The organism is Bacillus sp. DJP31 (genome assembly GCF_049310945.1).
GTDB lineage: Bacteria > Bacillota > Bacilli > Bacillales > SA4 > Bacillus_BS.
In genome coordinates, this window is sequence record NZ_JBMERO010000037.1 from 1 (window position 1) to 25,518 (window position 25,518).

A 25,518-nucleotide genomic window follows, 5' to 3' on the forward strand; every position below is an offset into this window, starting at 1 on the left:
CTAATTTAAGAGGAGGAAATTTAGTGTCTAAAGATAAAGAGAAAGTGATACATGTTGATGAGTTAATCATTTACGCTAAGGAAGTAAAAATAATTAGTCCACGAATAGAAGAGGAAATTAAACCAAGAAACCCTTCGAGCTTTTTCTCACCTAGAAGGAATCGTATTGAAAACCTTGACGTAGAAGAAGAAACTACTACATTAGTGAAAGGTGACTTAGTTGAAGAGGAAGATGGATTATAAGAGAAAGAAAAAATTGAAGAAATTAACGAAGAGAGAAGAGGCCCAAGGTGGATTTAAATGAAAGTCATTATTAGAAGAAGTAATTAACTTAAACTGGCACCTATGTCAAGGACACTATAAAAAAAGAGACTAAGCAACTAGAAGATGATTCCTATATTGAATAGGGGTCATCCTTTTTAAGTTCCACTGATATCGATAATTGTTATAGTAAACCATATAATGATTTATTTTCGCTTTTAATTCTTCCAATGTTCTAGCTGATTTGTAATCCACTTCATCTTTTAAATGCCCAAAGAAAGACTCCTGGGGGGCATTATCCCAACAGTTTCCTCTTCGAGACATAGATTGACCTAGGCCATACTTTTTTAATAACCTTTGATATTTTGGACTCGTGTAATGGCTACCTTGGTCCGAGTGGATAAAGGCTTCTGGATGTAGAGAAACTTTCTTAGTGTTTATTAATTTATGGATTGTCTGGGTTGCGATGTCCAAAGTGATTCGATCTGAAACATGATAAGCTAAAAGTTCATTAGTGGAGGCATCTTTTATGGTTGACAAATAAGCCATGCAATTCCCGTTATATGGCAAATAAGTAATGGCCGTTAATAACACTTTTCCTGGAATTCCTTGCTTAAATTCTCTGTTTAATTTGTTTGGAACGACCTGATGCTCCTTTGTTGCTTTAGCGATCTTTTTATAAGGATTTGGTCTCCTATGGGGACAAACAATGCCATATTTATTCATGATTCTTTGAATCTTTTTTCGACTGAAGATAATGTTATAGTCATTCTCCAGTATCATTTTTATAGAGCGTGCACCTTTCTTATATCCCCGTCGATTGAATGCCTTTAATATAATTTCCTTCCCTTCTAAGTCCAATTGTTCTTTCGCTTTTCGGAAATCAAAAGCCTTTAGATAGCTATAGTATCCTGAACGGGAGACTCCTAAAAGGTCACAAAAATACTTAGTCATTTGCTTAAAGTGATTTTGGTCAATGGTCTCATAAATCAGCTGATAGACTCTACTCGGATCTAGACATTCTCTTGCGTTTAGCAGCCTCCTTTCTGTCACTTCTAGCTTTTTTAATAGCTCCACCTGCCCCTCCAGGAGCTTAATCCTTGCTTCCTGCCTTTCAATCACTTCGGATGATGTAAGTTCTCGTATTAATGGTCTGCCAGAACCCGTCTTCCTTGAGTCAGTAAGGCCGATTAACCCATTCTTTTCATAGGCTTTCTTCCATCTTCCACCTATGAGCTGATTGTTCAATTCTCTTTATTCCTATAACATCTTCATCAAAACCGTTCACTGAAAAAATTTGTCGAGGGAGTTTACCAGCCAGATACTCATCCATAAATCTATTTTTAAAGGAGTCGGTATATGTAATAGCTCGCTCACTAACACGTTGTACATTTGAATTCTTTTGAAGTGTCTTTATCTCTTTGGTTGAAAATATTATCTTACTCATGTTGTGTCCCCCAATTACCCGTATATATTATTGAAATTCAAGTATATAAAAAAATACCTATAGATAAAACACTCTTTTTCAAGTGTCCTAACTATAGGTACCATATTAACTGGTCCTTCTTTCTTTTTTATATAGATAAATATTATTACAACGAATATAGATTCTAGGGGCCGAATAATATTTATCTATATGACTAAAAAAGGAATGAGAATGATGGAGAAGCTGGTTAAGGAGGAAATACAACGTTTAATAGATCAATTGGAAGGTATGCAGGCTAATGATGGTACTTGGCGTTTTTGTTTTGAAGGAAGTATTATGACCGATGCATACATGATTATTTTAATCAAAACACTACAGCTTCAAGAAGATATACTAATAAAAAAATTAGCGAATCGAATTGCTTCAAAACAAACTGAGAATGGGGCTTGGAAGTTATTTAAGGATGATAATGGGAATCTTTCTGCAACAGTAGAGGCCTACTTCGCATTATTACTATCAAAATTTAAAGAAGCATCTGATCCAGAAATGAAAAAAGCGGAGGACTTTATTTTAAAAAATGGAGGATTGAAAGAAGTTTCCTCGTTAACAAAAGTCATGCTTGCAACAACTGGACAATATCCGTGGCCTAAATGGTTCCCTGTCCCAATTGAGTTGATTCTTTTGCCAACATCGTGTCCTATTAACTTTTTTGATTTTGTTGGCTATGCAAGGGTACATTTAATGCCTATTCTTGTTCTTGCTAATAATAAGTTTGTCATTAAGAGAACAAATCTCGATTTAGGATATTTAAATAGTAGTAGAGATCAAGAGGATCATTTCATATCAATGAATTCGTATAATACTAGATCTTTGCTTTCTTTCATAAAACAAAATGTGAAGAAAATCATAGGGCTTCCTAATGAACTAAATCAAATGGCATTAGAGCAAGCGAAACAATTTATGTTACATAGAATTGAACCAGATGGAACGCTCTATAGCTACTTTAGCTCAACATTTTTAATGATCTTTGCTCTTTTGTCTCTAGGGTTTTCCAAAAATGATCCTGTTATCGAAAAAGCAGTAAAAGGTTTGAAAGGCTTAGCCTGTCATACAGAAGGTCATATACATATGCAAAACTCACCTTCAACAGTGTGGGATACAGCTTTTATTTCTCATTCCTTACAAGCATCAGGTATTAATTCAATATCTAAACCCATTGAACATGCTAGCCATTACTTACTATTAAGGCAACAATATAAATATGGGGACTGGAGTATTCATAATCCTAATTCATTACCTGGGGGATGGGGTTTTTCTGAAAGCAACACGATGAACCCGGATGTGGATGATACGACCGCAGCACTTAGAGCTATTAAATATACCATCTCACAACATCCAAATTTACGACAGTCATGGTACAGAGGTGTGAACTGGTTGCTTTCTATGCAAAATAACGATGGAGGATGGCCAGCATTTGAAAAAAACACAGATAAGGAGATTTTAAAGTTAGTACCGTTTGATGGAGCAGAATCGGCTAGTATAGATCCTTCAACCGCAGATTTAACAGGGCGTACATTAGAGTTTTTAGGAAATGATGCAAGATTAACCCTACAACATCCTCAAGTAAAAAGAGCGGTTGAATGGTTAGAAAACAATCAAGAAAAAGATGGATCTTGGTACGGTCGCTGGGGGATAACCTATATCTATGGTACATGGGCTGCCATTACAGGCATGAGAGCAATCGGTGTAAAATCACATCATTCATCCATTGTAAAAGGTGTTCAATGGCTTGAAGAAATCCAAAATGTAGATGGGGGATGGGGAGAATCATGTAAAAGTGACATTGAAAGAACTTATATACCTTTAGGAGTTAGTACCCCTTCACAAACAGCCTGGGCTTTAGATTCGTTAATCTCCGTTTACGATCATCCAACAGAAGAAATAAATAAAGGTATTGATTGCTTGATTCAGCTATTGAATATGAAGAATTGGACGTATTATTATCCAACTGGAGCTGGGCTACCTGGTAGCTTTTATATCTATTATCATAGTTATAATTATATTTGGCCATTATTGACATTGGCTCACTATAGAGATAAATATTCTTGAAACTGGGGGTTTCTATTACCCCATTTTTTTATTTTCAGCTAGAAGAGTGTTAGTCCTTTTTTAAGGACATAGGCTTTATAACAAGCAAATAATAATGCACTACATACCATAGTAATAAGTAGTCATAAAGTGAAATGGTGATGATAATGATGAACAGTAACCATATGCTTGTTCTAGCCTTATTAGGGTCAATAAAACTTATGCTTTCTGTGTTCGGGATATGGGTTATTCCAGATTCTTTTTATGATACGTTAGTCAATGGAATATCATCTCTGTGTGTATTGTGTGCAATAGTATTAAGATATTGGAAGAAAAGAAAGAAAAATAGATTAGAAGAGAAGGAGGAAGATAAAAATGAAAAGAAGGAGAAATAGAATGTTTTCTGGCTTTTGCATCTTCCCAGGTTACAGATGGTGTGGCCCTGGATGTAGTGGTCCGGGGGCTCCAATCAATGCTGTTGATGCTGCATGTAAAGCACATGATGATGCGGATAGTAGACATGGATCAAATTGTGAAGCAGACCGTCAATTTCAATTAAGATTGAAGCAACTGATGAATCCCTATACAAAGGAAGGGCGACACGCAACACTTATGTATAACTATATGAACATTCAATCTATTTTTAAATGTGGATTCCATTAAACGACCACCTGCTAAAGCAGGGGGATTTAGACATAAATGTCAACGACTAAAGTCGTATATCAAGACTGAAGTCTTCTCAAAGTCCTTGTGCTAAAGCATACTAAAATTGACTAAACTCATTCTTCAATCTTGAATATTTCATCTTTTCCTTCACTAAACTGGTTAGCTATATAGTTTCTAATAATTTCTTCTGTGACATTGCCTACAGTTGCGCAAAAATACCCTCTTGCCCACAAATGTTGTCCCCAGAATCTCTTTTTTAGTTCTGGAAATTCATCTTGTAATAGCCTGGATGATCGTCCTTTTAAGTACTGTAATATTTTACTCGGAGCAAGACTTGGAGGACACGATAATAATAGATGGATGTGATCTTTCCCAACAATCCCCTGTACAATAGTGATCCCTCTTGCTTCACATCCTTGCCTTATTAATTCTCTTGTTCTTTTGGTAATTTGACCATGCAAAACCTTATACCTATATTTCGTAATCCATATAACATGGTATTTTATATCAAATACAGCATGACTACTTTTTTGATAACCGTCCATACTTTCACCTCAAATGTAGTATGGACATATAAGGATAAGGCTAAAAGCGTATAAATTATTACTGTTGGTTTTGAACTCGTGGAGCAACTTCCTGAAAACTGGAACATAGGTAAAGAGCCAATTCTACATATTCATGCTAGTCCTGCAGAAGTGAATGAATATTACCCGATTACGTTTGAATTCTTGGCAACATTAAAAGAAATCTTTCTCTAGTTAATAAAGAAGGGTTCACACAAAAGGATTAACTTCCAGAAAAGCGGGAAAGAATCATTCAAGGACATGGAATAAAGAATGGGGTTATTGAACAAGAACTATTTTTGTCCAATGTAATAAATGCATTAACTGAAATCCTCGATCCAAACACCATTCTTTTGTCAGATGTAGGTGCTTATAAACTTGAAATAGCAAGAGCTTTTCAACCAGAACACCCAAATCATGTTCTTGTTTCCATCGGTTTTGCCTCAATGGGGATCGCTTTACCAGGAGCCATTGGAGCGAAGTTAGCCTGTTGTAAGTTTGACAGGAGATGGTGGGTTTTTAATAACATGGCAGAATTAGAAACGACTAAACGATTAAATACAGCAATGATCATCCTTTCTTCAACTTAAAAATGTACTTACAGAACTCCCCCCTAAACAATCAAACTCTCAAATTTCAAAACCATATGAGCTCGAAGAAGGATACTCGAGAAAAAGTGAAGGGTGAAATGAAGGAGATTGCAAGTGAATTCCCTGGTCCCTTAACAGGAATGACTTATTATGAAGGATGTTTTTATGTTTCAGTAGAAAACAAAACAGAGCAGGAAGAGGTGGAGCCATTGAGGAAGTATTGTGAAGGTCCATTTAGATAGAACTAAACAGGAGCTGTTGTTTCTAAAACCGGGTGAGTTTTTTACCTAGCCATTTACAACCGGTTTTTTAGGATTATCATTTGGGCTTGGTCTATTATTGTTAAAAAAGAGGATTTGGTTCATTGTTATTACGAGTTTCATTCTTATTTTCGGAATATGATATTGTTAACCCTATTTAAATTCCCTGTTTTAGGACCAATACAGGTTTTATCCTTCTTTGATTACATTATTCTATTAAGCTTGTCACTCTTTTACTGTTGGATTTTCTTTGACATAGGTCATTTTCTTCTTAAAAGGCTAGTAAAACACTGTATAGTTTTTTAAAACTATTGGTTCTTATTGAACTTTTCTGGCAATCCATACACCCAATTGATAAATTCTTGACCGTGAAAATTTAAATTTACTTCTTTTAAGTACTCGAGCGTAATTTTTATTTTCTCTTGTTCATCAGGATCTTTCATTCCGTCTGCTAAAAAATCCAACAGCCTATTTTGACTTTGCATAATTGAAGCTTTTCTCTTTTCGTCACCTTTGGGTGTTAACTCATGGTAGTTAAAGCGATTATCGTCTGCTTTCTTAAAACTACAAACTAATTTTTTTCTTTAATCTACTGATAACCTGAGTTACAGTGGATGGATCTAATAATGTTAATTCTGCGAGACGATTGACTGTCGAATTTCCTTCATAGAAAATAGTCCATAAAAGATTCAACTCTGTGATTGTTAATTCAACGCTTTGGAGTAGGGTCTCATCTACAGTTAGAAGGGGCAGCATCAACTGGATTAAACCTTGAAGACCTAGTGATATTAGATAAATACTTGACTTATCAGAATTTGCTGGCATTCGATACGGAGCATGTAAGAGAAATAAATGATAATGTAAAAGAAATCCATAATAGAAGGAAGGAGCCACTTCCTTTTATTATGGATTATTTGTGTTTAATCATTGGATATGGTAGTACCTAAAAGGTCGTGTACCTTCTTATAAACATCATTTTGATTCGGACGATCTTTTTGGTTTTCTCCCACATAGGCATAAACAATTTTCCCGTATTCTGATATAAAGAATAGACTAGGGTAAGCGATTTTATAAGCATCTATCCCGATTGGATGATATACGTCAAATAATTTAATAACATTTCGGTCCTCATCAATTAGAAAGGGGAAAGGAATTGGGTTTTGACTTAACCATTTTTGAACACCATCTCGCTTTTGTCCAACAATGATGATAATGGGTATATTCATCTTTTTGAACTTATACGCATTTTCACGCAACTGAACTAGTTGCTTCCTACAACTTGGTCACCAAGTGCCTCTTAGAAAATACAGAAGAAAAGGGTTACCTTTAAATTGTTCAGAGGTATAAGTGTTTCCATCCGTATCCTGTAATGAAAAAGATGGGATTATTGATCCTGGTTGTAGTCCCTTATTATCTTTTGGCATATGACACCAACTTTCCTGTAGTAGTAAATGCTTTATTTGGATTTTAAATTTTTTCCAATATACTGGATAATTTTTCTGAATTCTGTTGGAGATGGTCTTCCAAACGGACTGGTTTGTTGTTGTTGGTAAAGAAGCGTCCCATTTTCATCTACTAAATAATAGGCAGGCTCTCCGTGTGCTCCATGATCTTCATACGGAGCATCCTCACCATGATAAAAAACATCGTATGTTTTCGATACCTCTAATTGTTCATCAGATAAAATGGGGAAAGTATATTCATGTTCTTTAGCCATTTGACTTAAATTATCTAATGTATCGTTAGAAATTGTAACTAAATTGACATTCTTCCCTTCGAAGTAACTTTTATTAGCTTCAAAATCTTTCAAATCTTGAACACATGCTGGACACCAGGACCCTCTAAAGAAAATAATTAATTTCCAACTTTCTTTTTGATGATTTTCTAAAGTAAAGCTTTCCCCACCTATACTTGGGAGTGTGAAATTTGGTGCTTTATTTCCAATTTTTAATTTAGCCATGTAAGGTATTCCTCCTTTAATTTATCTTACATATATAAATTACCCTGTTTTTAAAATAATAAAAGTAAGCTATATATGTTCGGCATTAAAGAATCCTTACACCTGAACGCAGAGCCTGTCAACAATTCTCATCGGATCTTTGCTGATTTCATCCATAAATGACTTTACTGCAGACCTAATTTCTTGCACTGATAAGAAAAAGACATTATAAATAACCGATTTTTTCAACCAACCCCATAACCCTTCAACGATGTTCAGTTGGGGGCTGTACGGAGGTAAAAAAAACAGCTCTAATTGTTCAGAATGTTTCTGTAAAAAAGGTTGAATTAGTTTGGCATGATGAATTCGTGCATTATCCAGAATCATAACCGTTTTCCCTTCCGGGTACTTTACGACAATATTCTCCAAGAAGCATAGGAACACTTGTGCATCATATTTCTCGTGTTCTTCCCAGTATATTTCACCGGACTCATAATCTACTGTTGCGAGTAACTTCGCACCTTGGTGCTTACCAAAAGTCGGAATTACTTTTTGTTGTCCCTTGGGGAACCAGGTGCTAGCGATAGCTTGATAGTCACGAATCATACTCTCATCTTCAAACAAAATTCGATCAATTTTGCATTCATGTAATTTTTTTTAAACCTTCGAATTCTTCCTTGAACAATTCCTGCTTCTCAGGATCCGCCTTAGCGAGCTTATACGTTGGTCGGGTGTGGCTGAAACCAAGGCGATAGAGCAGCTCGCGAGTACCTCTTTCGGAATATAGAACGTCAAACTGTTGTTTAATCCAATTACGAATTAGACCGGAGGTCCAGTTCATGTTGGTTGGAAATCCCACATCTACAGGTGTTTTTTCAACAATTGTTTTATACAGAAGTAGCTCTTGGTCGGTTGTTAAAAGGGTTGGCCTTCCAGGAGAATGATTCAACTCCAACCCTTTTAATCCATATGCACTATAAGCTTGGACATAAGTACCGATTGTATCAATGCCGCGATTAATAATTTTAGCGATGCTCTTTCGACTCTCGCCTGACAAAAGCAAATAGATACATTGGTACCGTTCGTATAATCGTTTCTCTTTTGTTTCGGTCATTGCAGTCTTTACTTCTTCTAGTCGTATTGATAGATCGTCAAAAGATACTTTCTTTGGCATAATGGTTTCCCCTCTACATTTAAGCTACTTCCATAGAGAGTAATTAGACAAAACATTATCTAATCCTTTAATTAGAAATCTTTACTGCCTTGTTATCCTTGACTATGTACCATAGTACACAGTTTATTATATGTTAGAGGTGAAAAAAATGAATTATCGAATTACTTTGTTTGCTCAAAAGTGTGGTGTAAATAAAGAGACTATTAGATATTACGAACGAAAGAACTTATTACAAGATCCATTAAAAACAAATGCAAGATATCGAGCATATTCAGATAATGATGTAAAGCGTGTAGGGTTTATTAATGCAAGTGCTTGGTTTTTTTAAAATGAAATTTATAAGTTACTTGGGGTTGTAGATAAAGACGACGTTCGCTGCAAAGATATGTTTGAATTTGTATCTAAAAAGGAAGAGGAAATTCAACAGCAGATAAAGGACTTAAAGCGAATTGAAGCGATGTTAAAAGATTTAAAACAAAGATGTCCAGATGAAAAAAGCTTACATGCGTGTCCGATAATTGACACACTAATTGAGGAAGAATGAAGGGGAATGCAAAATGAAACATAAGAGGAATTTTATTACAGGATTGATAGGTTCTTTTGTTGTTCTGTTATGTTGTGCAACACCTATATTAGTGATTTTATTGGGCACTATTGGATTAGGGGCGATAATAGGTTATTTAGATTATGTTCTGTTCCCTGTTTTAGCCGTCTTTTTAGGTATAACTTTTTATTCTTATTCTAAATACCAACAATCAAATAAAAATAAGGAGAGTAATAACTAATTTAGGGTATGTGAGATAAAGAAATAGGAGGATGAGAACATGAATAAATTTAAGATAAACATTCAAGGAATGACTTGTACACGTTGTGAAGAGCATGTAGCCGTAGCACTTAAAAATATAGGAGCTGAAAATATTGAAGCTAGTTTTCGTCGTGGTGAAGCCGTATTTGAGTTACCCAATGATACTAGTGTTGAAAGTGCAAAAAAGGCAATTGATGAAGCAAAATATCAACCTGGAGACATAGAAGAAGTATCATCGCAAGAAAATGTAGTGTTAGGTATTGATGGTGATTATGACTTACTTATCATTGGTTCTGGTGGCGCTGCTTTTTCGGCTGCGATTAAAGCGGTTGAATACGGGGCAAAAGTAGCCATGATTGAGCGTGGAACCGTTGGAGGAACATGTGTAAATATTGGATGTGTTCCATCAAAAACACTTCTTAGAGCTGGGGAAATCAATCATTTAGCAAAAGGCAATCCATTCAATGGGCTAAAAACATCTTCTGGAGAAGTGGAATTAGCTCCTTTAGTAAAGCAAAAAGAAGAGTTAGTCAGCGAACTTCGGAATAAAAAATATGTAAATTTAATTGATGAATATGGATTTGATTTAATTGAAGGAGAAACGAAATTTGTTGATGAAGATTCGGTTGAAGTCAATGGGAAGAAACTTTCTGCGAAACGCTTTTTAATTGCGACGGGTGCTTCACCTTCTTTACCATCGATTTCGGGACTTGAAGAAGTGGATTATCTTACAAGTACAACACTTCTTGAATTGAAAAAGGTTCCCAAACGATTAACTGTTATTGGTTCGGGGTATATTGGAATGGAACTTGGACAACTATTTCATAATTTAGGTTCAGTAGTAACGCTTATGCAAAGAAGTGAGCGGTTATTAAAAGAGTATGAACCAGAGATTTCAGAAGCCGTAGAAAAAGCTTTAATTGAACAAGGGATAAACCTTGTTAAAGGGGCAAATTTTGAACGTGTAGAACAAGAGGGGCAAATCAAAAAGGTTCATATAACGGTAGATGGTAAGAATAAAGTCGTGGAATCAGATCAGTTACTTGTTGCAACAGGAAGAAAACCAAATACGGATTCTTTAAATTTAAGTGCAGCAGGAGTTGAAGTCGGAAGAAGAAAAGAAATATTGATAAATGATTATGCTAGGACAAGTAATGAAAGGATTTATGCAGCAGGTGATGTGACATTAGGACCTCAATTTGGCTATGTAGCAGCATATGAAGGTGGAATTGTTGCTGATAATGTGATTGGTGGGTTGAATAAAAAATTAGATTTATCCGTTGTGCCTGGCGTGACGTTTACAAATCCTCAGGTGGCAACGGTTGGTTTAACAGAAGTTCAAGCAAAAGAAAAAGGTTATGAAGTAAAAACATCTGTATTGCCTTTAGATGCTGTTTCAAGAGCGATAGTAAACCATGAAACAACTGGTGTTTTTAAGCTTGTTGCAGACGCGAAAACATTAAAAATTCTTGGAGTTCATATCGTTTCTGAGAATGCAGGAGATGTGATTTATGCAGCGACATTAGCTGTTAAATTTGGGTTAACCGTAGAAGATTTAAAAGATAGCTTTGCACCATATTTGACAATGGCAGAAGGGTTAAAGCTAGCTGCTCTTACATTTGATAAAGATGTATCGAAATTATCTTGTTGTGCAGGATGAAAAAAAGTTAATGATAGGATGATTCGCCGATTCGTTTAATAAAAGTGGTTGTCTTTCTTATTTGACGTATACTGCTCAATAAACATCTTCATTTTTAGGTGACTCTGTGAAAGAATGTACTTAAGCTAACGGCCAGATTTGCTTAACATAAAATAATTTATAAGGGGGACGTATATTGGAAAATAAAGCAGAAGTAAAGTATTAAGTTGTAATGGATAATCTTTTGGTGTTGGATTACTGATAGAAGGACTACTTGGATTAAAATTAATGAAAATAATGGAACCTTAGATATGATAGCACCTTTTACAGTTATTTTAATTGAAGACAATCAAAACCGTAAGCCCTTATTGAATCGAAGTGATTACTACTTAATAGAACAATTAAATAAGCACTATAAGAACCAACTCGTAAAATTGAAATACTGGCCTGAATGGGAACTATGTATTAAAAAGTTAGCAGATTTAGCAACAGAAGCATTTGGTGGTCAACTCAATTTACATGAGCATAATGAAGAAATTAAACAATTTGAACACGTTTATCAGTTGTTAAAAAGAAAATGGAAAAATAATTAGTTAAACTCCAAACAACCCATAAGGTTGTTTGGAAAATGGATTGTTAGCTTTTTAAAGAGGAAAGGGATAGTCATAAGAGGTATAAATAATAATTTTAGGGTTTACTTGAAAGAATTAATTTGTTTTTGCCAAACATTGTGAGAGAATGATATAATAAATATAAATCCTATTATTACGTAAAATATAAATTTGACGTAATAATAGAGCGAGATTAAATAAAGGGGTGTCTTCTATTGCGAAATTCAACTCAGCAACGTACATATCAAAAATTAGATGAATTAGCCGATCAACTGCCTTGGTATGTCATTGAGTACATAGATAAAAAGAAACGAAAGCTTTCTCCAGCATCACTATTAAATTATTGCCATGACTTTAAGATCTTTTTTGAATGGTTAGTCGCAGAAGGTTTTTACGCTGGTAACATTCAATCTATACCTCTTCGCATTTTAGAAAAGCTTACTGCCCAACAGGTTGAGGATTTTCTTACCTACCTTAAGTTTCAATTGCAAAATAAGGATATTACGGTTAACCGAAAATTATCCTCTCTCAAATCCTTGTTTAATTATTTACAAAATATTGCAGAAACAGATGAATTAGAGCCCTATTTAAACCGCAATGTAATGGCAAAAATAGAATTTAATGATGTATATGAGGATCCAGAAACAATTGCAAATCGGATGGAAGGTAAAATCTTACTAGGAGATGAATATGAAGCCTTCCGGATGTTTGTCGAAAAGGATTATGGTGAATTGTTCAAAGATAACAACAGAATTTTGAACTTTTATAAACTTAATCGAGAACGTGATACGGCCATGGTATCATTATTCCTCGGATCAGGTTTACGACTAGCTGAACTTGCTGGTTTAAGCTTAGAAGATATTGACTTTAATAAGTGCAGTGTTCGTGTTGTTAGAAAAGGAAATAAAGAGCAATATGTGTACTTTAGTGAGCAAGCTGTTTTTGATTTAAACGAATATATAAAGATTAGAAGTGATCGTTATACAATTTCAAAACAAAATCGCGCCCTTTTTATTGCTGCTCCAATGGGACCTAAAGGTACAACAAGGCGACTATCTGCCCGAGCCATTGAGAAAATAATTGAAAAATATGCAAAAGCATTTGGAAAACCATCACTATCAGTGCATAAACTTAGACATTCTTTTGCTACACGTTACCATGCTGAAATTAATGATGTACCTAAACTTAGACGCCAATTAGGTCATTCATCTATTGAAACAACAATGATCTATACTCATTTAAAAAGTGAAGATTTAAAAAATGCAATAAGTAAGCTTAATATGCCTAAGGAATAGAGCAATGGTGTTATTTGTTACAATCTAAGAGCATGACTCTTCCTTAAAAATTGTTGTGGATGAATTCGTTTCACTGAAACCGCCTATGAGAATCCCCGCTTTGTACGAGGATATGGTCCGCCTCGTAGCAGCAGACTTGTATGAATTGAATTTTGTCAAAGCCCTTACGGTTGAATGCAGAAAAGAAGAGTCTATTCACTTTCACGATGCAATAGCTACGTTGTCTTTTAGAAAGTAGTTCTGTTTAGTAGCCCCTTGTCTTCTTTGGATGAGGGGTTTGGTCTGTGGTGATCTAACTGGTGTACGTATCCTAAGTACAATGTCAATAATATCAAGGTGATCTTACTTTTCTGAGTGCATTCGACTATTCAATGCTAACAAGCACTCTAGTTTCTGAATATGTTACTTCTACTAGTCAGCTTATTTTCCAAGTAAATGAGTGAAATACCAAAAAAGAAATAGACTAGAAAAACCCAGTCTATTTATCATTATCTATTTTAACACCTTTTGCACAAGTTTCTTCTCTTTTTCAACCCCTTTTTGAATCCCGTCTCCTATTAAAAATACTCCATCTACATAAGAATGGCTTACTTTTGTCGTGCAGTTTTCAAAACCTAGTAAATTTCCGATGAAAGAAGATGCCTCTTCCTCCTTCATATCCTTATACCAACGTCCTTCTGGATAAGCTATCACTACACTTTTATCATGGCATCTTCCATTACACCTCGTTCTTGTTGTATGAATGACCTCATCTGCTTCTCTAACTCGGATTTCTTTACGAATAGCTTGTGTTAGTTCCTCGGCACCATTGCTCATACAACTGCTTCCATTACAGATCAAAACGTGATGCTTTGTTTTACTTAAATCCCACGTTGCCAATACAGTATTCTCCTTTTCAAAACAAAATAATTACAATTTAAGCTCTAAGCTCTTACTGCTTTTTTTTGAATGTAAATGTATTCTATTAATCATTTTATCCAATCTTGTCTTTCCAAGTAGGATTATAGCTATCAATTGCAATAGAGCAATCATCACTACAACTCCACCTGGTGGCATATTTAGCTCATAAGCAATACATATACCTAGAACTACGGATAGTTCACCTAAGATAATGGCATAAAGACATGTTTGTTTAAGATTAGAAGAACGTTTGGATATATATCCCTTCTAACAAATTATGATTCCTCCATGCCTAATTGGAAAATTCAGGTGGGGGAATTTTAAATTCCTAAGTGGGGGAATTTTGAGTTGACAATTACAAATTCCTGGCTTCATTATGCTATATTCTAAGAGCCCGGGTGTGACAGAGAGAAGTAATCTCCCCTCTCATATCCGTGCCGAAGTGTCAACTAAAGAGGGACTAGAAACTCGAAGAGCATTTCTGCAAGATGGAGTAGAAAAATCAGCCCTTCTTTTCGTATGTCATTACCCTTTCAAAGGACTAGGAACGGTTAAAAAAGATGACTCTGAGTGGAGATGGCTTCCCAAAACGAATAGCTAACCAAGAACAGGCTAATTTCAATTAAGGAATTAACCTGTTTGAAACTTAATTTTAAAAATCATGTTCACCTATTTACTAGCAATCTATCTAAAACTCCACATCTCTACGTTCAAGAGAATCACCTTCAATAACAATGACTTCAGAACCATCATTGTAATCTTCTTGGTCAAAGAAATGCTTCGTCGACCTATTTACTATTGTTGTTAACTTCCATGATCAGGATAAGGTGAATAGGAACTGGGGTTATATACGTTCTTAATTGCTCTTCTAATACTATTAGCTGTTCTATTGTGTACTTTTTCATAATGTCGATTCTATTGTAACTATCTGCAATTAGATCGAAAAATGGTTGACCTGAGGATCTGTCAACCAAAATGAATCTCCATGGTTCATGATTACTATGAAAGGGATCCCATACTGCATCCTCTAGTATTGAGGCAAAACTCCACTTTGATTTAGTGACTCTTGTTTACAATGCATCTAAACTAGCAGCAGATCGGATAACCCATCAAATCAAAATTTTTAAAAAATATAGCTGCATAATTAAGAAGTCACTTTAGTAATGTTTGTTAATCTTGGCCACTATGTTGATTGGATCGGAAGGTGCGAGACTCCTGCGGGATCAGTGCCACAGGTGAGACTCACGAATAGCGCATGCGCTGAGGAGGCTCACCGCCCACCCTACGGAAAGCGAAGCATCCTGGAGTGGAAATCAACAGGCAAACTCAGCAGGAATAATTTTTAAAAATAAGTCATTCCTAAAATAAGGAAACTATCAGCATACTTGAAAAATTAATTGTGAAATTGATTCTTATAAATATTTCTAAAAAACTACTCTTTCTATTTTCTCTTGCACAAATTGCAGTGATTTTATTTGATGATTAAAACGGAATCATTTCGTTTTATTTTTTTTCTACAGCAAAGGGGACTTACATCATGTTTAATTGGGTTATTATTGGTGCTGGAATACAAGGGATAACAGTTGCTTCGTATCTTCTAGGGTCCAAGAAGGTTCAAGCAGATCAGCTTTTGATTATTGATCCGCACGATGAACCACTAGCGAACTGGAAGCATTGTACAAATAAAATTGCGATGCCTTTCTTACGTTCTCCTTTCATTCATCATATCGATATTGAGCCGTTCAGTTTGCAGCGATACGCTCGTAACAGAAAGAGTGAGGAAACTGCATTTTACGGACGATATAAACGCCCTTCTCTTGAGATATTTAATGATCATTGTAGCAGCATTATTCATTCATATGGGCTTATGGACAGTTGGCACAAGGGGTATGTAACGAAGCTTAGTAAGGAAGAAGCTCATTGGAAAATTGAAGTAAATCATTCCGATTACATACATGGTGCTAACGTAATTCTTGCACTTGGCTTAAATGAACAGCCAAGGTGGCCAGAGTGGGCATATGAACTAAAGGAAAAAGCACATCCACATATTTTCCATATTTTTGATGGGAGATTAGGAAGCCTTCATGATTTGGAACCACCCGTTACCATTGTTGGTGGTGGCATTACTGCTGCTCACACCGCACTCCATCTAGCTGACATCTTTCCTGGCAAGGTAACCTTAGTAAAAAGACATCCCTTTAAAGTACATGCTTTTGACAGTGATCCGGGTTGGTTAGGCCCCAAGTATATGAATGATTTTAAGAGCACAAATGATTTTGGACAGAGAAGGCAAATGATTGTTGGTGCTAGAAATAAAGGATCTATACCACGTGAACTTTGTGTCAAATTAGTAAGAGCGAGTCGTACTAACAAACTAAAGATACTAGATGAAGACATCACAAAGACTGAATTTAACTCTATTAGCAGTGATATCACGATTTCTTTTAAGGATTCAGATGAAACACTAAAGATGAAAACCATCATTCTAACTACTGGCTTTGAGCAATCACTTCCTGGAAAGGCCTTGCTAGAGCCTCTTATAGCGGAACACCAATTGCAGTGCTCTATGTGTGGGTACCCTATTGTGGACCAAAACTTAAAATGGAGCGAAAATTTATATGTTGCTGGTGCATTGGCAGAGCTAGAAATCGGGCCTACTGCGAGAAATATCTCTGGTGCTAGGAAGGCTGCAGAAGCGATTGTTTCAAGCTTATAAACAAAAAAACGCTCAATAAGCGTTTTTTTGTTTACTTTTTTTATTATTTTAATAGTAGAGATTCAAATTCTTTTAGCCCTTTTTGACGCTCAATTGGATACTAGAAGCCCCAAGTAGTGATCAGGGTATGTACTTTATTCCCCTTAACAGCCTCTAAACCGATCTGAAGAGCAATTTCCTTGGAAGTGATACCTTTTTGCTGGATCATAAGTTCCTTTGCTATCTTCATTCTTTCATCGATTAAAAATCCCTTCGGCGATACGTACATTTTTTTCTTAAATGCTCTTGCAAATTAATTAGCTGTCATGTTGGCTCTATCTGCAAGTTCTAAAACGGAGAGTGGCTGTGTGAGATGACCTCTGATATAAGAAACCGTTTTTCCCAGAGACTATCTTACTCATTCGTTAGCTCGAACTTCATATTTTATAGAAATCTCAGTTATAAAAATATTGATAAAAGCGGAAGTTTCAATCACTCTAAATCCCCACTAGCATTTTAACTTGTTATTAACTTAATTTTTTATTTATTCACTTAAGCCTTTGTCCAATTTACATCAAGTTCAATTCCTGCTGCTTTAAAAGTAGTAAACACAGGGCATCGCTCATCAGTACTTTTTTGTAATTGATCTATGCGTTCTTGTGTTTCGGATGTGTTAACTTTTGCATCAATTCTCACTTTTTCAAAATATGGTTTTACATCAGGGTTTCCCATTAGTCCCCTTGTATCTAGTACTCCTGTAATTTCAAACTCAATTCCTTGTAAATCAAACTCAATTTCTTTCGCTACAAAGTTAGCAATTACATTTTCACAACCTGCTAATGCTGACAGTAATGCTGAAAGCGGATCCGCACCTGTATCCTTGCCCCCCATTGCTGCAGGCTCATCAATTGTGATTGTATGCTTCCCTGCTTTTATAATTGATTGCATTCCTTTTGTTTGAGCTTTAACATTAATCTTTGTTTTTGCCATTTAAATTACCTCCCTTATATTGTTTACCGCTACTATAAGTATAAGGATTTAAATGTTACTTCTCTGTAAGCTATCTTACAAAACCAACTACATCATTTTTTTAAAATATTATCTGTTTGTTCTCTACTTGGATCTAATAACAGATACTAATCTCCTTTAAGTAAGTTCTCCATCAGATTCATACTCTTCTATCAACAATCCTCATATCTCTGTTTGTACTCAAATTTATATATCTAGATTTTGGTTATTATTTAATTTATTATTTGGGTTACTTGGAATAATTGTCTCGGGATAATTCTTTTTTGCAATAGATATCCCTGTGTATCCATAAAAAATATTAACTAGTGGCACTATGAATGCAAAGAATATATAGGGAATGAAGTCATACGGACTTATTCCACCCAATACAGTTGATACAAATATAGCGACAATTCCCCATGGCACAATACTTACCCCAACCGTTCCACATGCCTCAATCGTACGTGATAAATTCTTTGTATCTAATCCTCGCTCTTTGTAAGCTTTTTGAAATCCTTTTCCCGATAAAATAATTGGTAATGCTTGTGATCCACTAGCAAAAGCAATTCCTAACGTCGTTAACGCAGTAGTTAAAACAAGGGAACCTGTAGAACGAGCTTTATTAATTAAACCTTGAATAATTTTTCTAAATACCCCTGTTCCTTCAAGGATTCCGCCTAGTATAGTAGCAATCATAATTAATGCAACTGTAAAGAACATAGAGTTAATACCACCACGGTTTATTAATTTATCTAGAGACTCACTTCCAGATTCACCTGAATACCCTGAGTTCATAGCTAAGATAATTTCAGAAATAGAACTACCTTGGAAAATAAGTGCAAACAGTCCACCTGTTAAGCTAAGTAATAGTAATGAAGGAATGACCGGGTAACGCTTTACCATAATGAAAATAGTAATGAGAGGTAATAGCAATAAAATCAAATTGATATTGAAATTCGCTTGGAGTGTACTCATTAATTCAGCAATACCGGCTTGATTAACTGTATCAGGTGTAAATTTCAGCCCCACAAACCAATAAAGAACGAGTGCAATCAAAAACGCTGGAATTGTGTCCCACATCATATGACGAATATGACTAAATAAATCAGTGTCAGTCATGGCAGGTGTCATAATTGTTGTATCGGATAATGGGGATAATTTATCCCCTAAGAATGCTCCAGAAATAATAGCACCTGCAATAAGCTCGGGAGGAAATCCCATGCTCTGCCCAATCGCCATAAGAGCAACACCTATCGTTGCAATCGATGTTAATGAACTTCCAATAACAATCGCCATGATTCCAGTGGTAATAGCAACTGTAGGTATAAAGATGCTTGGACTTAATGTTGCAAGTCCATAGTAGATTAACGTAGGGATCGTACCACTTAACATCCAACTTCCTATAATCGTACCAATTAGGAACATAATAATGACGATACTAATTGAATCTTTTGCTCCATTAATCATAAACTGTTCAAGTGATTTCCACTTAAAGCCTAAGAACATTCCAGTTACAGCTGTAGCAATAATCGTAAAAATTAATGGCATAAAATAAGTTCTCCAAAAAAGTAAATCAAAAATAGCTGCAACTATTAAGACAAGAAGAGGTAAAAAAGCTAGAAGTAAACTTGGTTCTCTTACATTTTTATCCAAACGATTTCCCCCTTTAACTTTTTATCCCTTTAACAGAATAAAGAGATTGATAGATACTACAATCTATCTATATATATTAACTATTACTAACAAAAAACCCTTCTATTTTCAGAATTATCTAAATAAAAATATTACTCTTATTTAAAATATTATCTTAAAAAAAAAAAAATAGGAACTTTATCTATAACTACTAAAAAATATAATTTTTGTACAGTTCGAACTAAGATTTTCAAAAAAAAAAGACCATTTTTCAAAAATGGCCTCTTTGTATTTACGATTTTTTGAAAGCTATAAATTAGAAAATCCTATTATTGATAACGAACTGGAACATCTATTAATACAATGTTATTCGAGTGTAATTCTTGTAGAATTGTTTCCTTTAACATTCCTGTATTTTCAACTCGATAACCCTTTATTCCAAAGCTTTCAGCAAGCTTTAAAAAGTCTGGATTTGAGAAATAAACACCTTCATCGGTCGATTGTTCTTCTAGCATCATTTTCTTCTCCAAACCGTACATTCCATCATTTAATACAATTATGATCATCGCTGTATTCAATCGTTTAGCTGTTTCTATCTCTGGCATATTCATTAAAAATCCACCGTCACCCGTTACACAAACAACTGGCTGATCTGGACACGCAAGTTTGGCAGCAATTCCACCCGGTACCGCCACACCCATCGATGCCAATCCGTTTGAAATAAGAACATGGTTTGGATTTTCTGGTTGAAAAACTCTAGCGATTTCCATTTTATTAGCCCCTACATCAGATAATAGAATAGTGTTTGCATCTACTACCTCTTGTAGGGCATTAATTACATTAGACAATAATAACTCTGAATGGTCTCCTACATATGTATCAATATTATGCCCGTCTTTAATTCTTTGTCTTTTTTCAGGTAGATCAGACCATTCCTTTTTATCAAGCTCTTCTTGAATTAATAAGGTTAAATTTTCTTTAATGTTTCCAATTAATTCAAATTTCGTTGGATAAAAGTCATCAACTTCAGCCACGGTAGAATGTACATGAAGGATTGGCTTTTTATCTATATTCCAGTTTTCTGGAAGGTGCTCAATACTATCAAAGCCGATTGTAATAATTAAATCGGATTCTCGTAGCATAGTGACCACATAATCCTTTTCAATAAAACCAAATGTGTAAAAGTTGAGAGGATGTTTGGGATCAAGGACTCCTTTTGCCATAAAGGTATGAGCAGTAGGTGCATTTAATTGTTCAATAAATTGCAATAGTTCTCCTTCTCCACTTTGCCGAACCAACCCATTACCCACTAAAACAAAAGGTTTCTGTGATGCATTGATAAGACTCTTAACAGTATTAACGTCATTTCGATTAGCACAAGTTTTCGGCTCATTTGACTTTGCTATAGGAACTCCATCCAAAATTGACTCCTTGGCAATATTTTCAGGAAGGTCGATGTAAACAGGACCTGGTCTTTCAAGCTCTGCCGTTTTAAAAGCTTTTCTTATAATTTCGGGAATCGTTGCACTGTCCTTTACTTGTACAGACCATTTTGTAATAGGATTAAATAACTCCACTAAATTTATATACTGATGAGAGGTCTTATGCTGCCGATCTAAACCAGCTTGTCCACAAATCGCTACAACTGGACCGTAGTCAAGATACGCAGCACCAATCCCCGTGACTAAATTCGTTGCGCCTGGGCCTAAGGTTGCTGTACATACACCTGGTTTCCTTGTTAACTGACCATAAATATTGGCCATGAAGGCTGCAGATTGCTCATGACGCACAACAATAAATTCAATCGAAGAATCGGTAATAGAGTGAACAAGATCAAGGGTTTCCTTCCCTACTATACCAAATACATACTTTACTTCTTCATTTTCGAGACATTTCACTAATAGATCTGACGCTTTCATACACTTCACCCTTTTCATTTTAATTTACAAATGCGTGGTTTAAATCCACCGTCTTTAGACGGTATACGCTTTTAGCCTTATCTTTAAATGTCCATACTACAATAGAGGTGAAAGTATGGACGGTTATCAAAAAAGTAGTCATGCTGTATTTGATATAAAATACCACGTTATCTGGGTCACAAAATATAGGTATAAGGTTTTGCATGGTCCAATTGCCAAAAGAACACGAGAGCTAATAAGGCAAGGATGCGAAGCCAGAGGGTTCACTTTTCAGCAGGGAAGTGTGGGCAAAGGTCACATCCACCTGTTATTATCGTGTCCGCCAAGCCTTGCGCCAAGTAAGATTATGCAGTACCTAAAAGGACAATCATCCAGGCTTATACAAGATGAATTTCCAGAACTAAAGAAAAGATTCTGGGGACAACATTTGTGGACAAGAGGGTACTTCTGTGCAACAGTTGGCAATGTCACTGAGGAAATTATTAGAAACTATATAGCTAACCAGTTTAGTGAGGGAAAAGATGAAATATTCAAGATTGAAGAATGAGTTTAGTCTAATTTAGTATGCTTTTAGCACAAGGACTTTGAGAAGACTTCAGTCTTGATATACGACTTTAGTCGTTGACATTTATGTCTAAATCCACCTGCTTTAGCAGGTGGTCGTTTAAATTATCTTTATCTTAATAATTAATTTGCATTCATTTAGTGAATAGAATTGTTCACGATAATTCTAGATTTCATTATCTTATATACCACTCTGTTTAATTTCTAAACGCTATGTACTGAATTAAGATCCTAAAAAGTGTTAAATAGACTTTAGACTTTATTTATCTGAAACGAATTTAATTAAGTAATATAGATTACTGAAAATAGAATTTCAGTAATCTATAATAAAAAATACAAATAAAAACTTACGGGTGAATCTCTTGAAAAAATACATTATACCCCTCTTTAGTATTATTATCTTAGTTTGGTATTGGGAGAATATATACGCTTTCTTTACTCAAACCTCTTTATCAGAAATGGCCAACTTTATCCGTTCTATGGGTATACTTGCCCCTGTTTTTAGTATATTGCTTATGGTTTTCCAATCAATTGCTGCACCTATTCCATCATTTCTAATAACTGGAGCAAATGGAATGGTTTTTGGATATGTTTGGGGATCGTTATTGTCATGGTTTGGAGCAATGCTTGGAGCATTGGTTTCTTATTATTTGGCTAAAAAGTTTGGGTTCAAGTTCGTAGAGAAGCGTTTTAAGGGAAATAAGTTGAACACGATCTTAAATAAAATAACCGGTCCTTACGGCTTCATGTTTATACTACTCACAAGGTTGATACCACTAATTTCATTTGATCTAATAAGTTTTCTTGCAGGGTTAAGTGGAATTAAGCTAAGAACTTTCTTACTAGCTACAGGGATTGGAATGATACCTGGAACAATTGCATATACAGTTGTAGGACACGACCTTTTAAATTTTCAAGACAATATTAACAGAAATCTAATAATTACAGGTGTAATCACTTTATTCGTACTGATTGGATTTTTTATTAAGAAAAAATATATAAAAGCGAAAAAAAAGGAAAAAAATGAATTTTAAAAAGTTCTTTCTAATAGGAATTCATAGGAACAAACATCATATTATTGTGATGTTTTAACCCTATTCTAATTATTTTGTTTAATCTATTAGGCAAAAGTGCTATATTTGGATACTTAGATTATGTGATAATAACCAACATTTATATTGAACAAAACGAAAAAAAGAACCTAAACATAATTGTTTAGTTCTTTTTTTTTATCTTCCTATTGAAAACCAATATAGACTTCCTTTAAAAATACGCTTAAAAAGATAATAACAAATATCAAAAAAGATCCAACTGTATAGCGAGGAAAATACTACGATCATTGTCCAAACAGCTAATGAATCTGCGTGGATTGGTCCAAGAATTGGAAAGTTAAATATATAAAAAAGAATGAAAATCCCAGTGCTTAATACTAAACTTGATACTATAACAATTAACATTCTTCTTTTTACAATCAATAGACCAATACCAAAAGATAAACCCAATAGGCCTGTAGTAAATGGGAATGTGAAAAACTCGTTCGGTTGAAGGAATACTAGTAATATAGTAGATATACAATATGTAAATACGACTGCGGCCTTTGAAATAGTAGCAGCAAACATGACAGGAAGTGTAGCAAAAGGACTGATAAACAATCCAATAACTGGGATATAGTTGCCTGTCGATTGAAGTATGGCTGATAGTGTAGATAAAATAGCTATATATGGAAGTGCATTTCGAATATCCTCTTTTTTTTGTATTTTCAGGTCATTAAAACAATAGTCATAAAAAGTATGGATTTTTTTCATTTTTTTCTTTTCACTTTCCATAAAGCCCCTGACTTTTCTCTGCCCTTATCTTTTGGTCCTCCTATATATCCTATATCTAACACATATAATTCACTTCCGTTCTTACTAAATTTGGTTTCAATAGGACGAATCACACCCCTATCAGAATGTTCACCTAATGGATTAATTAAAAACGGCCTGATTTGACCGGTTGTTAAATTTACTCTTACTACTTTAAATCCATGATTCTCTTCAGGGTCTTCGAATCCCATATCACCGGTTTGTGCAATAAATACTTCTCCTACATGACCAAAGCTCGGATTCGTTGAAAAATCAAATTTATTTGATGAACTATGAGTTTCTAAACGTGTGATCGGTGTACTTGCTAATTTAGGATGTTCAGCAATTAGAAAAGAGGGATTAGGTTGATTTTCAACATGAAAGTGTGGCAATGTAACAGGTAGACCACTAAAGAAATCTGGCCAACCGTGCCATTTCTCCTTGTTTGCAAGGTCAATTTCCCATAGGTTCTCCCAATCATGCGATACTTGTCTACTTCCACGAGGATCCGCTCCATTATCGGTAACATAAAGCTTGTTATTAATTGGAGAGAACTGTATACCAAATGGGTTTCGAAATCCATCAGCAATAAGTTCAAGTTGACTACCATCCTTTTTACAGCGATAAAGCACTCCATTAGCTAATAACTGTCCCTTTATTACTTCATTATTCTTTGCAACTTCTCCAAATGGTTTAAAGGATCCGGTGACAGCTATCTTTTCCTCATCTGAAAGTGGATTTGCTGAAATGAATTTTTTACCAGTTAATTTAATGTCCCGCGCTGGTGTATCATGAAAGTGTGGATGAAGTTTTAGCCATGATTGATTATCTACTCCTACAACAGCGGAGTTCGTTGCCGTTCCAACACCAAAGTAGAGCTTCCCTTCAGGTCCTAACACGATATCTCCCGTAAAATGGTCACCACATGTTCGTAAACCGCTTATGATTTCCTCTTTAACACCACTGTTTAGGTTAACTTTCATTATACTTCCACAACTATCTTTTTCATTTCCACCTCTGTTTCCTATTGCAACATAAAAAACACCGCTATCATAAGTCATTCCAGTTAAAGGCCCTGGAAATCCACTTGCAATTTCTACTAACTCTCCATTCTTTCCTAACCTAAGAATTCTCCCTTCTCCAGGTGGTCTCCCATATACAAATCCGGATTCTGCTATAAAGACTTGACCTTCTTCACCAAAGCAAATAGATGTTGGAAAAGATAATTTACCCCTTATTTTTTCAAGTGTGTAACCTTCTTCTATTAAATTATTACTAGATTCTTTGTCGTTCTCCTTAATCTTTTCAAATAGATTCTTTATTTGAAGAAGAATATTTACTTGTTCACTTTGAAGAGTTATTAATCTTAATAATTCTTCAGTATCATAAGGTAAAAAGTATTCATCAAGACTCAAATAATCTTGTAGCAATTGATATTCACGTTCATATAATTCTTTAATGCAATCCACTTGACTGTCATATTGTTCAAAATATGAAGTATCTACTACCATGAGTTGCTCGACATCACTAATAACATTTATTCTACCTAGAATTTCAAGCTCTAAGTCTTGCAGAGCGATTACTTCCTTTACCAGCTTATTTAATTGTGGATTTGTTACTTTTTCAATTAATAATACATA

At 35.0% G+C, this 25,518-nt stretch carries 29 protein-coding genes and 5 pseudogenes; 18 read left to right on the forward strand and 16 right to left on the reverse strand.

The window, feature by feature from the left end:
- Window positions 1-242 (forward strand): annotated as a pseudogene (locus ACOI1C_RS20430) (hypothetical protein); the annotation flags it as partial.
- 129 nt (window positions 243-371) lie between these two features.
- On the opposite strand, the pseudogene ACOI1C_RS20435 reads toward ACOI1C_RS20430, so the two are convergent.
- Window positions 372-1,707: pseudogene (locus ACOI1C_RS20435) on the reverse strand (IS3 family transposase).
- Between the two features lie 210 nt (window positions 1,708-1,917).
- Between ACOI1C_RS20435 and shc the strand changes: the two are divergent.
- The 3 genes from shc to ACOI1C_RS20450 all read left to right on the forward strand — a co-directional run bounded on the left by shc (window position 1,918) and on the right by ACOI1C_RS20450 (window position 4,437).
- Window positions 1,918-3,795 carry a squalene--hopene cyclase gene (shc, locus tag ACOI1C_RS20440; protein ID WP_422512416.1) on the forward strand — a complete coding sequence of 626 codons (1,878 nt, stop codon included), beginning with the start codon at window positions 1,918-1,920 and terminating at the stop codon, window positions 3,793-3,795.
- 146 nt (window positions 3,796-3,941) lie between these two features.
- A complete protein-coding gene (locus ACOI1C_RS20445) occupies window positions 3,942-4,169 on the forward strand; it encodes a hypothetical protein (RefSeq protein WP_422512417.1) in 228 nt (75 codons plus the stop codon).
- Window positions 4,150-4,437: a phospholipase gene (locus tag ACOI1C_RS20450; RefSeq protein ID WP_422512418.1), complete on the forward strand. Its 288-nt coding sequence runs from the start codon at window positions 4,150-4,152 to the stop codon at window positions 4,435-4,437. The genes ACOI1C_RS20445 and ACOI1C_RS20450 overlap by 20 nt, the downstream gene beginning before the upstream one ends.
- Before the next feature lie 116 nt (window positions 4,438-4,553).
- Here ACOI1C_RS20450 and tnpA (ACOI1C_RS20455) read toward each other — a convergent pair whose 3' ends face one another.
- Entirely contained in the window at window positions 4,554-4,985 is a 432-nt protein-coding gene (tnpA, locus tag ACOI1C_RS20455; RefSeq protein ID WP_422512419.1) for an IS200/IS605 family transposase, read from the reverse strand.
- 78 nt (window positions 4,986-5,063) lie between these two features.
- On the opposite strand from tnpA (ACOI1C_RS20455), the gene ACOI1C_RS20460 reads away from it, so the two are divergent.
- The 3 genes from ACOI1C_RS20460 (at window position 5,064) to ACOI1C_RS20470 (ending at window position 5,835) form a co-directional block, all read left to right on the forward strand.
- Window positions 5,064-5,198, forward strand: a complete 135-nt coding sequence (locus ACOI1C_RS20460; RefSeq protein WP_422512420.1) for a hypothetical protein — start codon at window positions 5,064-5,066, stop codon at window positions 5,196-5,198.
- A 104-nt stretch (window positions 5,199-5,302) separates the two neighbouring features.
- Entirely contained in the window at window positions 5,303-5,593 is a 291-nt protein-coding gene (locus ACOI1C_RS20465; protein ID WP_422512421.1) for a thiamine pyrophosphate-dependent enzyme, read from the forward strand.
- Between the two features lie 98 nt (window positions 5,594-5,691).
- Window positions 5,692-5,835 carry a hypothetical protein gene (locus ACOI1C_RS20470; protein ID WP_422512422.1) on the forward strand — a complete coding sequence of 48 codons (144 nt, stop codon included), beginning with the start codon at window positions 5,692-5,694 and terminating at the stop codon, window positions 5,833-5,835.
- 326 nt (window positions 5,836-6,161) lie between these two features.
- On the opposite strand, the gene ACOI1C_RS20475 is transcribed toward ACOI1C_RS20470, so the two are convergent.
- The 5 genes and pseudogenes from ACOI1C_RS20475 to ACOI1C_RS20495 form a co-directional block, all read right to left on the reverse strand.
- Window positions 6,162-6,338: a hypothetical protein gene (locus ACOI1C_RS20475; protein ID WP_422512423.1), complete on the reverse strand. Its 177-nt coding sequence runs from the start codon at window positions 6,336-6,338 to the stop codon at window positions 6,162-6,164.
- A gap of 79 nt (window positions 6,339-6,417) precedes the next feature.
- Window positions 6,418-6,747, reverse strand: a complete 330-nt coding sequence (locus tag ACOI1C_RS20480) for a MarR family transcriptional regulator (RefSeq protein ID WP_422512424.1) — start codon at window positions 6,745-6,747, stop codon at window positions 6,418-6,420.
- Between the two features lie 26 nt (window positions 6,748-6,773).
- Window positions 6,774-7,124 (reverse strand): annotated as a pseudogene (locus ACOI1C_RS20485) (redoxin domain-containing protein); the annotation flags it as partial.
- Between the two features lie 185 nt (window positions 7,125-7,309).
- Window positions 7,310-7,813 carry a peroxiredoxin family protein gene (locus ACOI1C_RS20490; protein ID WP_422512425.1) on the reverse strand — a complete coding sequence of 168 codons (504 nt, stop codon included), beginning with the start codon at window positions 7,811-7,813 and terminating at the stop codon, window positions 7,310-7,312.
- A 96-nt stretch (window positions 7,814-7,909) separates the two neighbouring features.
- Window positions 7,910-8,966 (reverse strand): IS630 family transposase gene (locus tag ACOI1C_RS20495; RefSeq protein ID WP_422512426.1). Its coding sequence is split into 2 segments (ribosomal slippage): window positions 7,910-8,437 and window positions 8,439-8,966, totalling 1,056 coding nucleotides; the frame shifts between segments, so codons are not numbered across the junction.
- A gap of 148 nt (window positions 8,967-9,114) precedes the next feature.
- Between ACOI1C_RS20495 and ACOI1C_RS20500 the strand changes: the two are divergent.
- The 6 genes and pseudogenes from ACOI1C_RS20500 to ACOI1C_RS20525 all read left to right on the forward strand — a co-directional run.
- A pseudogene (locus ACOI1C_RS20500) lies at window positions 9,115-9,510 on the forward strand (MerR family transcriptional regulator).
- 13 nt (window positions 9,511-9,523) lie between these two features.
- Window positions 9,524-9,751: a mercury resistance system transport protein MerF gene (gene merF / locus ACOI1C_RS20505; RefSeq protein WP_422512427.1), complete on the forward strand. Its 228-nt coding sequence runs from the start codon at window positions 9,524-9,526 to the stop codon at window positions 9,749-9,751.
- A gap of 39 nt (window positions 9,752-9,790) precedes the next feature.
- On the forward strand, window positions 9,791-11,431 hold the full coding sequence (gene merA, locus ACOI1C_RS20510; protein ID WP_422512428.1) for a mercury(II) reductase: 1,641 nt from the start codon (window positions 9,791-9,793) through the stop codon (window positions 11,429-11,431).
- Between the two features lie 290 nt (window positions 11,432-11,721).
- Complete coding sequence (locus ACOI1C_RS20515) at window positions 11,722-12,003, forward strand: hypothetical protein (protein ID WP_422512429.1); 282 nt, start codon at window positions 11,722-11,724, stop codon at window positions 12,001-12,003.
- A gap of 233 nt (window positions 12,004-12,236) precedes the next feature.
- Window positions 12,237-13,316 carry a tyrosine recombinase XerS gene (gene xerS / locus ACOI1C_RS20520; protein WP_422512430.1) on the forward strand — a complete coding sequence of 360 codons (1,080 nt, stop codon included), beginning with the start codon at window positions 12,237-12,239 and terminating at the stop codon, window positions 13,314-13,316.
- Window positions 13,317-13,388: 72 nt separating this feature from the next.
- A pseudogene (locus tag ACOI1C_RS20525) lies at window positions 13,389-13,554 on the forward strand (GTP cyclohydrolase, FolE2/MptA family); the annotation flags it as partial.
- A gap of 254 nt (window positions 13,555-13,808) precedes the next feature.
- Here ACOI1C_RS20525 and ACOI1C_RS20530 read toward each other — a convergent pair.
- Both ACOI1C_RS20530 and ACOI1C_RS20535 read right to left on the reverse strand, forming a co-directional pair.
- Complete coding sequence (locus ACOI1C_RS20530; protein ID WP_422512431.1) at window positions 13,809-14,195, reverse strand: (2Fe-2S) ferredoxin domain-containing protein; 387 nt, start codon at window positions 14,193-14,195, stop codon at window positions 13,809-13,811.
- A gap of 30 nt (window positions 14,196-14,225) precedes the next feature.
- On the reverse strand, window positions 14,226-14,474 hold the full coding sequence (locus ACOI1C_RS20535) for a metal ABC transporter permease (protein ID WP_422512443.1): 249 nt from the start codon (window positions 14,472-14,474) through the stop codon (window positions 14,226-14,228).
- A gap of 142 nt (window positions 14,475-14,616) precedes the next feature.
- Here ACOI1C_RS20535 and ACOI1C_RS20540 point away from each other — a divergent pair, with 142 nt between their 5' ends.
- A complete protein-coding gene (locus ACOI1C_RS20540) occupies window positions 14,617-14,817 on the forward strand; it encodes a hypothetical protein (RefSeq protein ID WP_422512432.1) in 201 nt (66 codons plus the stop codon).
- A gap of 187 nt (window positions 14,818-15,004) precedes the next feature.
- On the opposite strand, the gene ACOI1C_RS20545 is transcribed toward ACOI1C_RS20540, so the two are convergent.
- Window positions 15,005-15,190, reverse strand: coding sequence for a hypothetical protein (locus ACOI1C_RS20545; RefSeq protein WP_422512433.1), 186 nt, complete (start codon window positions 15,188-15,190; stop codon window positions 15,005-15,007).
- A 563-nt stretch (window positions 15,191-15,753) separates the two neighbouring features.
- On the opposite strand from ACOI1C_RS20545, the gene ACOI1C_RS20550 reads away from it, so the two are divergent.
- The gene (locus ACOI1C_RS20550) at window positions 15,754-16,932 is read left to right on the forward strand and encodes an FAD/NAD(P)-binding protein (RefSeq protein ID WP_422512434.1); all 1,179 of its coding nucleotides are present in this window, start codon (window positions 15,754-15,756) and stop codon (window positions 16,930-16,932) included.
- A 100-nt stretch (window positions 16,933-17,032) separates the two neighbouring features.
- On the opposite strand, the gene ACOI1C_RS20555 is transcribed toward ACOI1C_RS20550, so the two are convergent.
- The 4 genes from ACOI1C_RS20555 to ACOI1C_RS20570 all read right to left on the reverse strand — a co-directional run bounded on the left by ACOI1C_RS20555 (window position 17,033) and on the right by ACOI1C_RS20570 (window position 21,470).
- Window positions 17,033-17,200 carry a hypothetical protein gene (locus tag ACOI1C_RS20555; protein WP_422512435.1) on the reverse strand — a complete coding sequence of 56 codons (168 nt, stop codon included), beginning with the start codon at window positions 17,198-17,200 and terminating at the stop codon, window positions 17,033-17,035.
- A gap of 263 nt (window positions 17,201-17,463) precedes the next feature.
- The gene (locus tag ACOI1C_RS20560; RefSeq protein ID WP_422512436.1) at window positions 17,464-17,901 is read right to left on the reverse strand and encodes an OsmC family protein; all 438 of its coding nucleotides are present in this window, start codon (window positions 17,899-17,901) and stop codon (window positions 17,464-17,466) included.
- A 225-nt stretch (window positions 17,902-18,126) separates the two neighbouring features.
- Window positions 18,127-19,572 (reverse strand): Na+/H+ antiporter NhaC, encoded by a 1,446-nt coding sequence (nhaC, locus tag ACOI1C_RS20565; protein WP_422512437.1) that lies wholly within the window; start codon window positions 19,570-19,572, stop codon window positions 18,127-18,129.
- 308 nt (window positions 19,573-19,880) lie between these two features.
- The gene (locus ACOI1C_RS20570) at window positions 19,881-21,470 is read right to left on the reverse strand and encodes an acetolactate synthase large subunit (RefSeq protein WP_422512438.1); all 1,590 of its coding nucleotides are present in this window, start codon (window positions 21,468-21,470) and stop codon (window positions 19,881-19,883) included.
- Window positions 21,471-21,585: 115 nt separating this feature from the next.
- Here ACOI1C_RS20570 and tnpA (ACOI1C_RS20575) point away from each other — a divergent pair, with 115 nt between their 5' ends.
- The 3 genes from tnpA (ACOI1C_RS20575) (at window position 21,586) to ACOI1C_RS20585 (ending at window position 23,253) form a co-directional block, all read left to right on the forward strand.
- On the forward strand, window positions 21,586-22,017 hold the full coding sequence (tnpA, locus tag ACOI1C_RS20575; protein ID WP_422512439.1) for an IS200/IS605 family transposase: 432 nt from the start codon (window positions 21,586-21,588) through the stop codon (window positions 22,015-22,017).
- Window positions 22,018-22,396: 379 nt separating this feature from the next.
- Window positions 22,397-23,068 carry a TVP38/TMEM64 family protein gene (locus ACOI1C_RS20580; RefSeq protein WP_422512440.1) on the forward strand — a complete coding sequence of 224 codons (672 nt, stop codon included), beginning with the start codon at window positions 22,397-22,399 and terminating at the stop codon, window positions 23,066-23,068.
- Window positions 23,069-23,136: 68 nt separating this feature from the next.
- Complete coding sequence (locus ACOI1C_RS20585) at window positions 23,137-23,253, forward strand: mercury resistance system transport protein MerF (protein ID WP_422512444.1); 117 nt, start codon at window positions 23,137-23,139, stop codon at window positions 23,251-23,253.
- A 10-nt stretch (window positions 23,254-23,263) separates the two neighbouring features.
- Here the strand turns inward: ACOI1C_RS20585 and ACOI1C_RS20590 are convergent, their stop codons facing one another.
- Window positions 23,264-23,839 (reverse strand): hypothetical protein, encoded by a 576-nt coding sequence (locus ACOI1C_RS20590; protein ID WP_422512441.1) that lies wholly within the window; start codon window positions 23,837-23,839, stop codon window positions 23,264-23,266.
- Window positions 23,836-25,518: PQQ-dependent sugar dehydrogenase (locus tag ACOI1C_RS20595; protein WP_422512442.1), on the reverse strand; the 1,683-nt coding region annotated here is incomplete at its 5' end. The genes ACOI1C_RS20590 and ACOI1C_RS20595, both read right to left, overlap by 4 nt.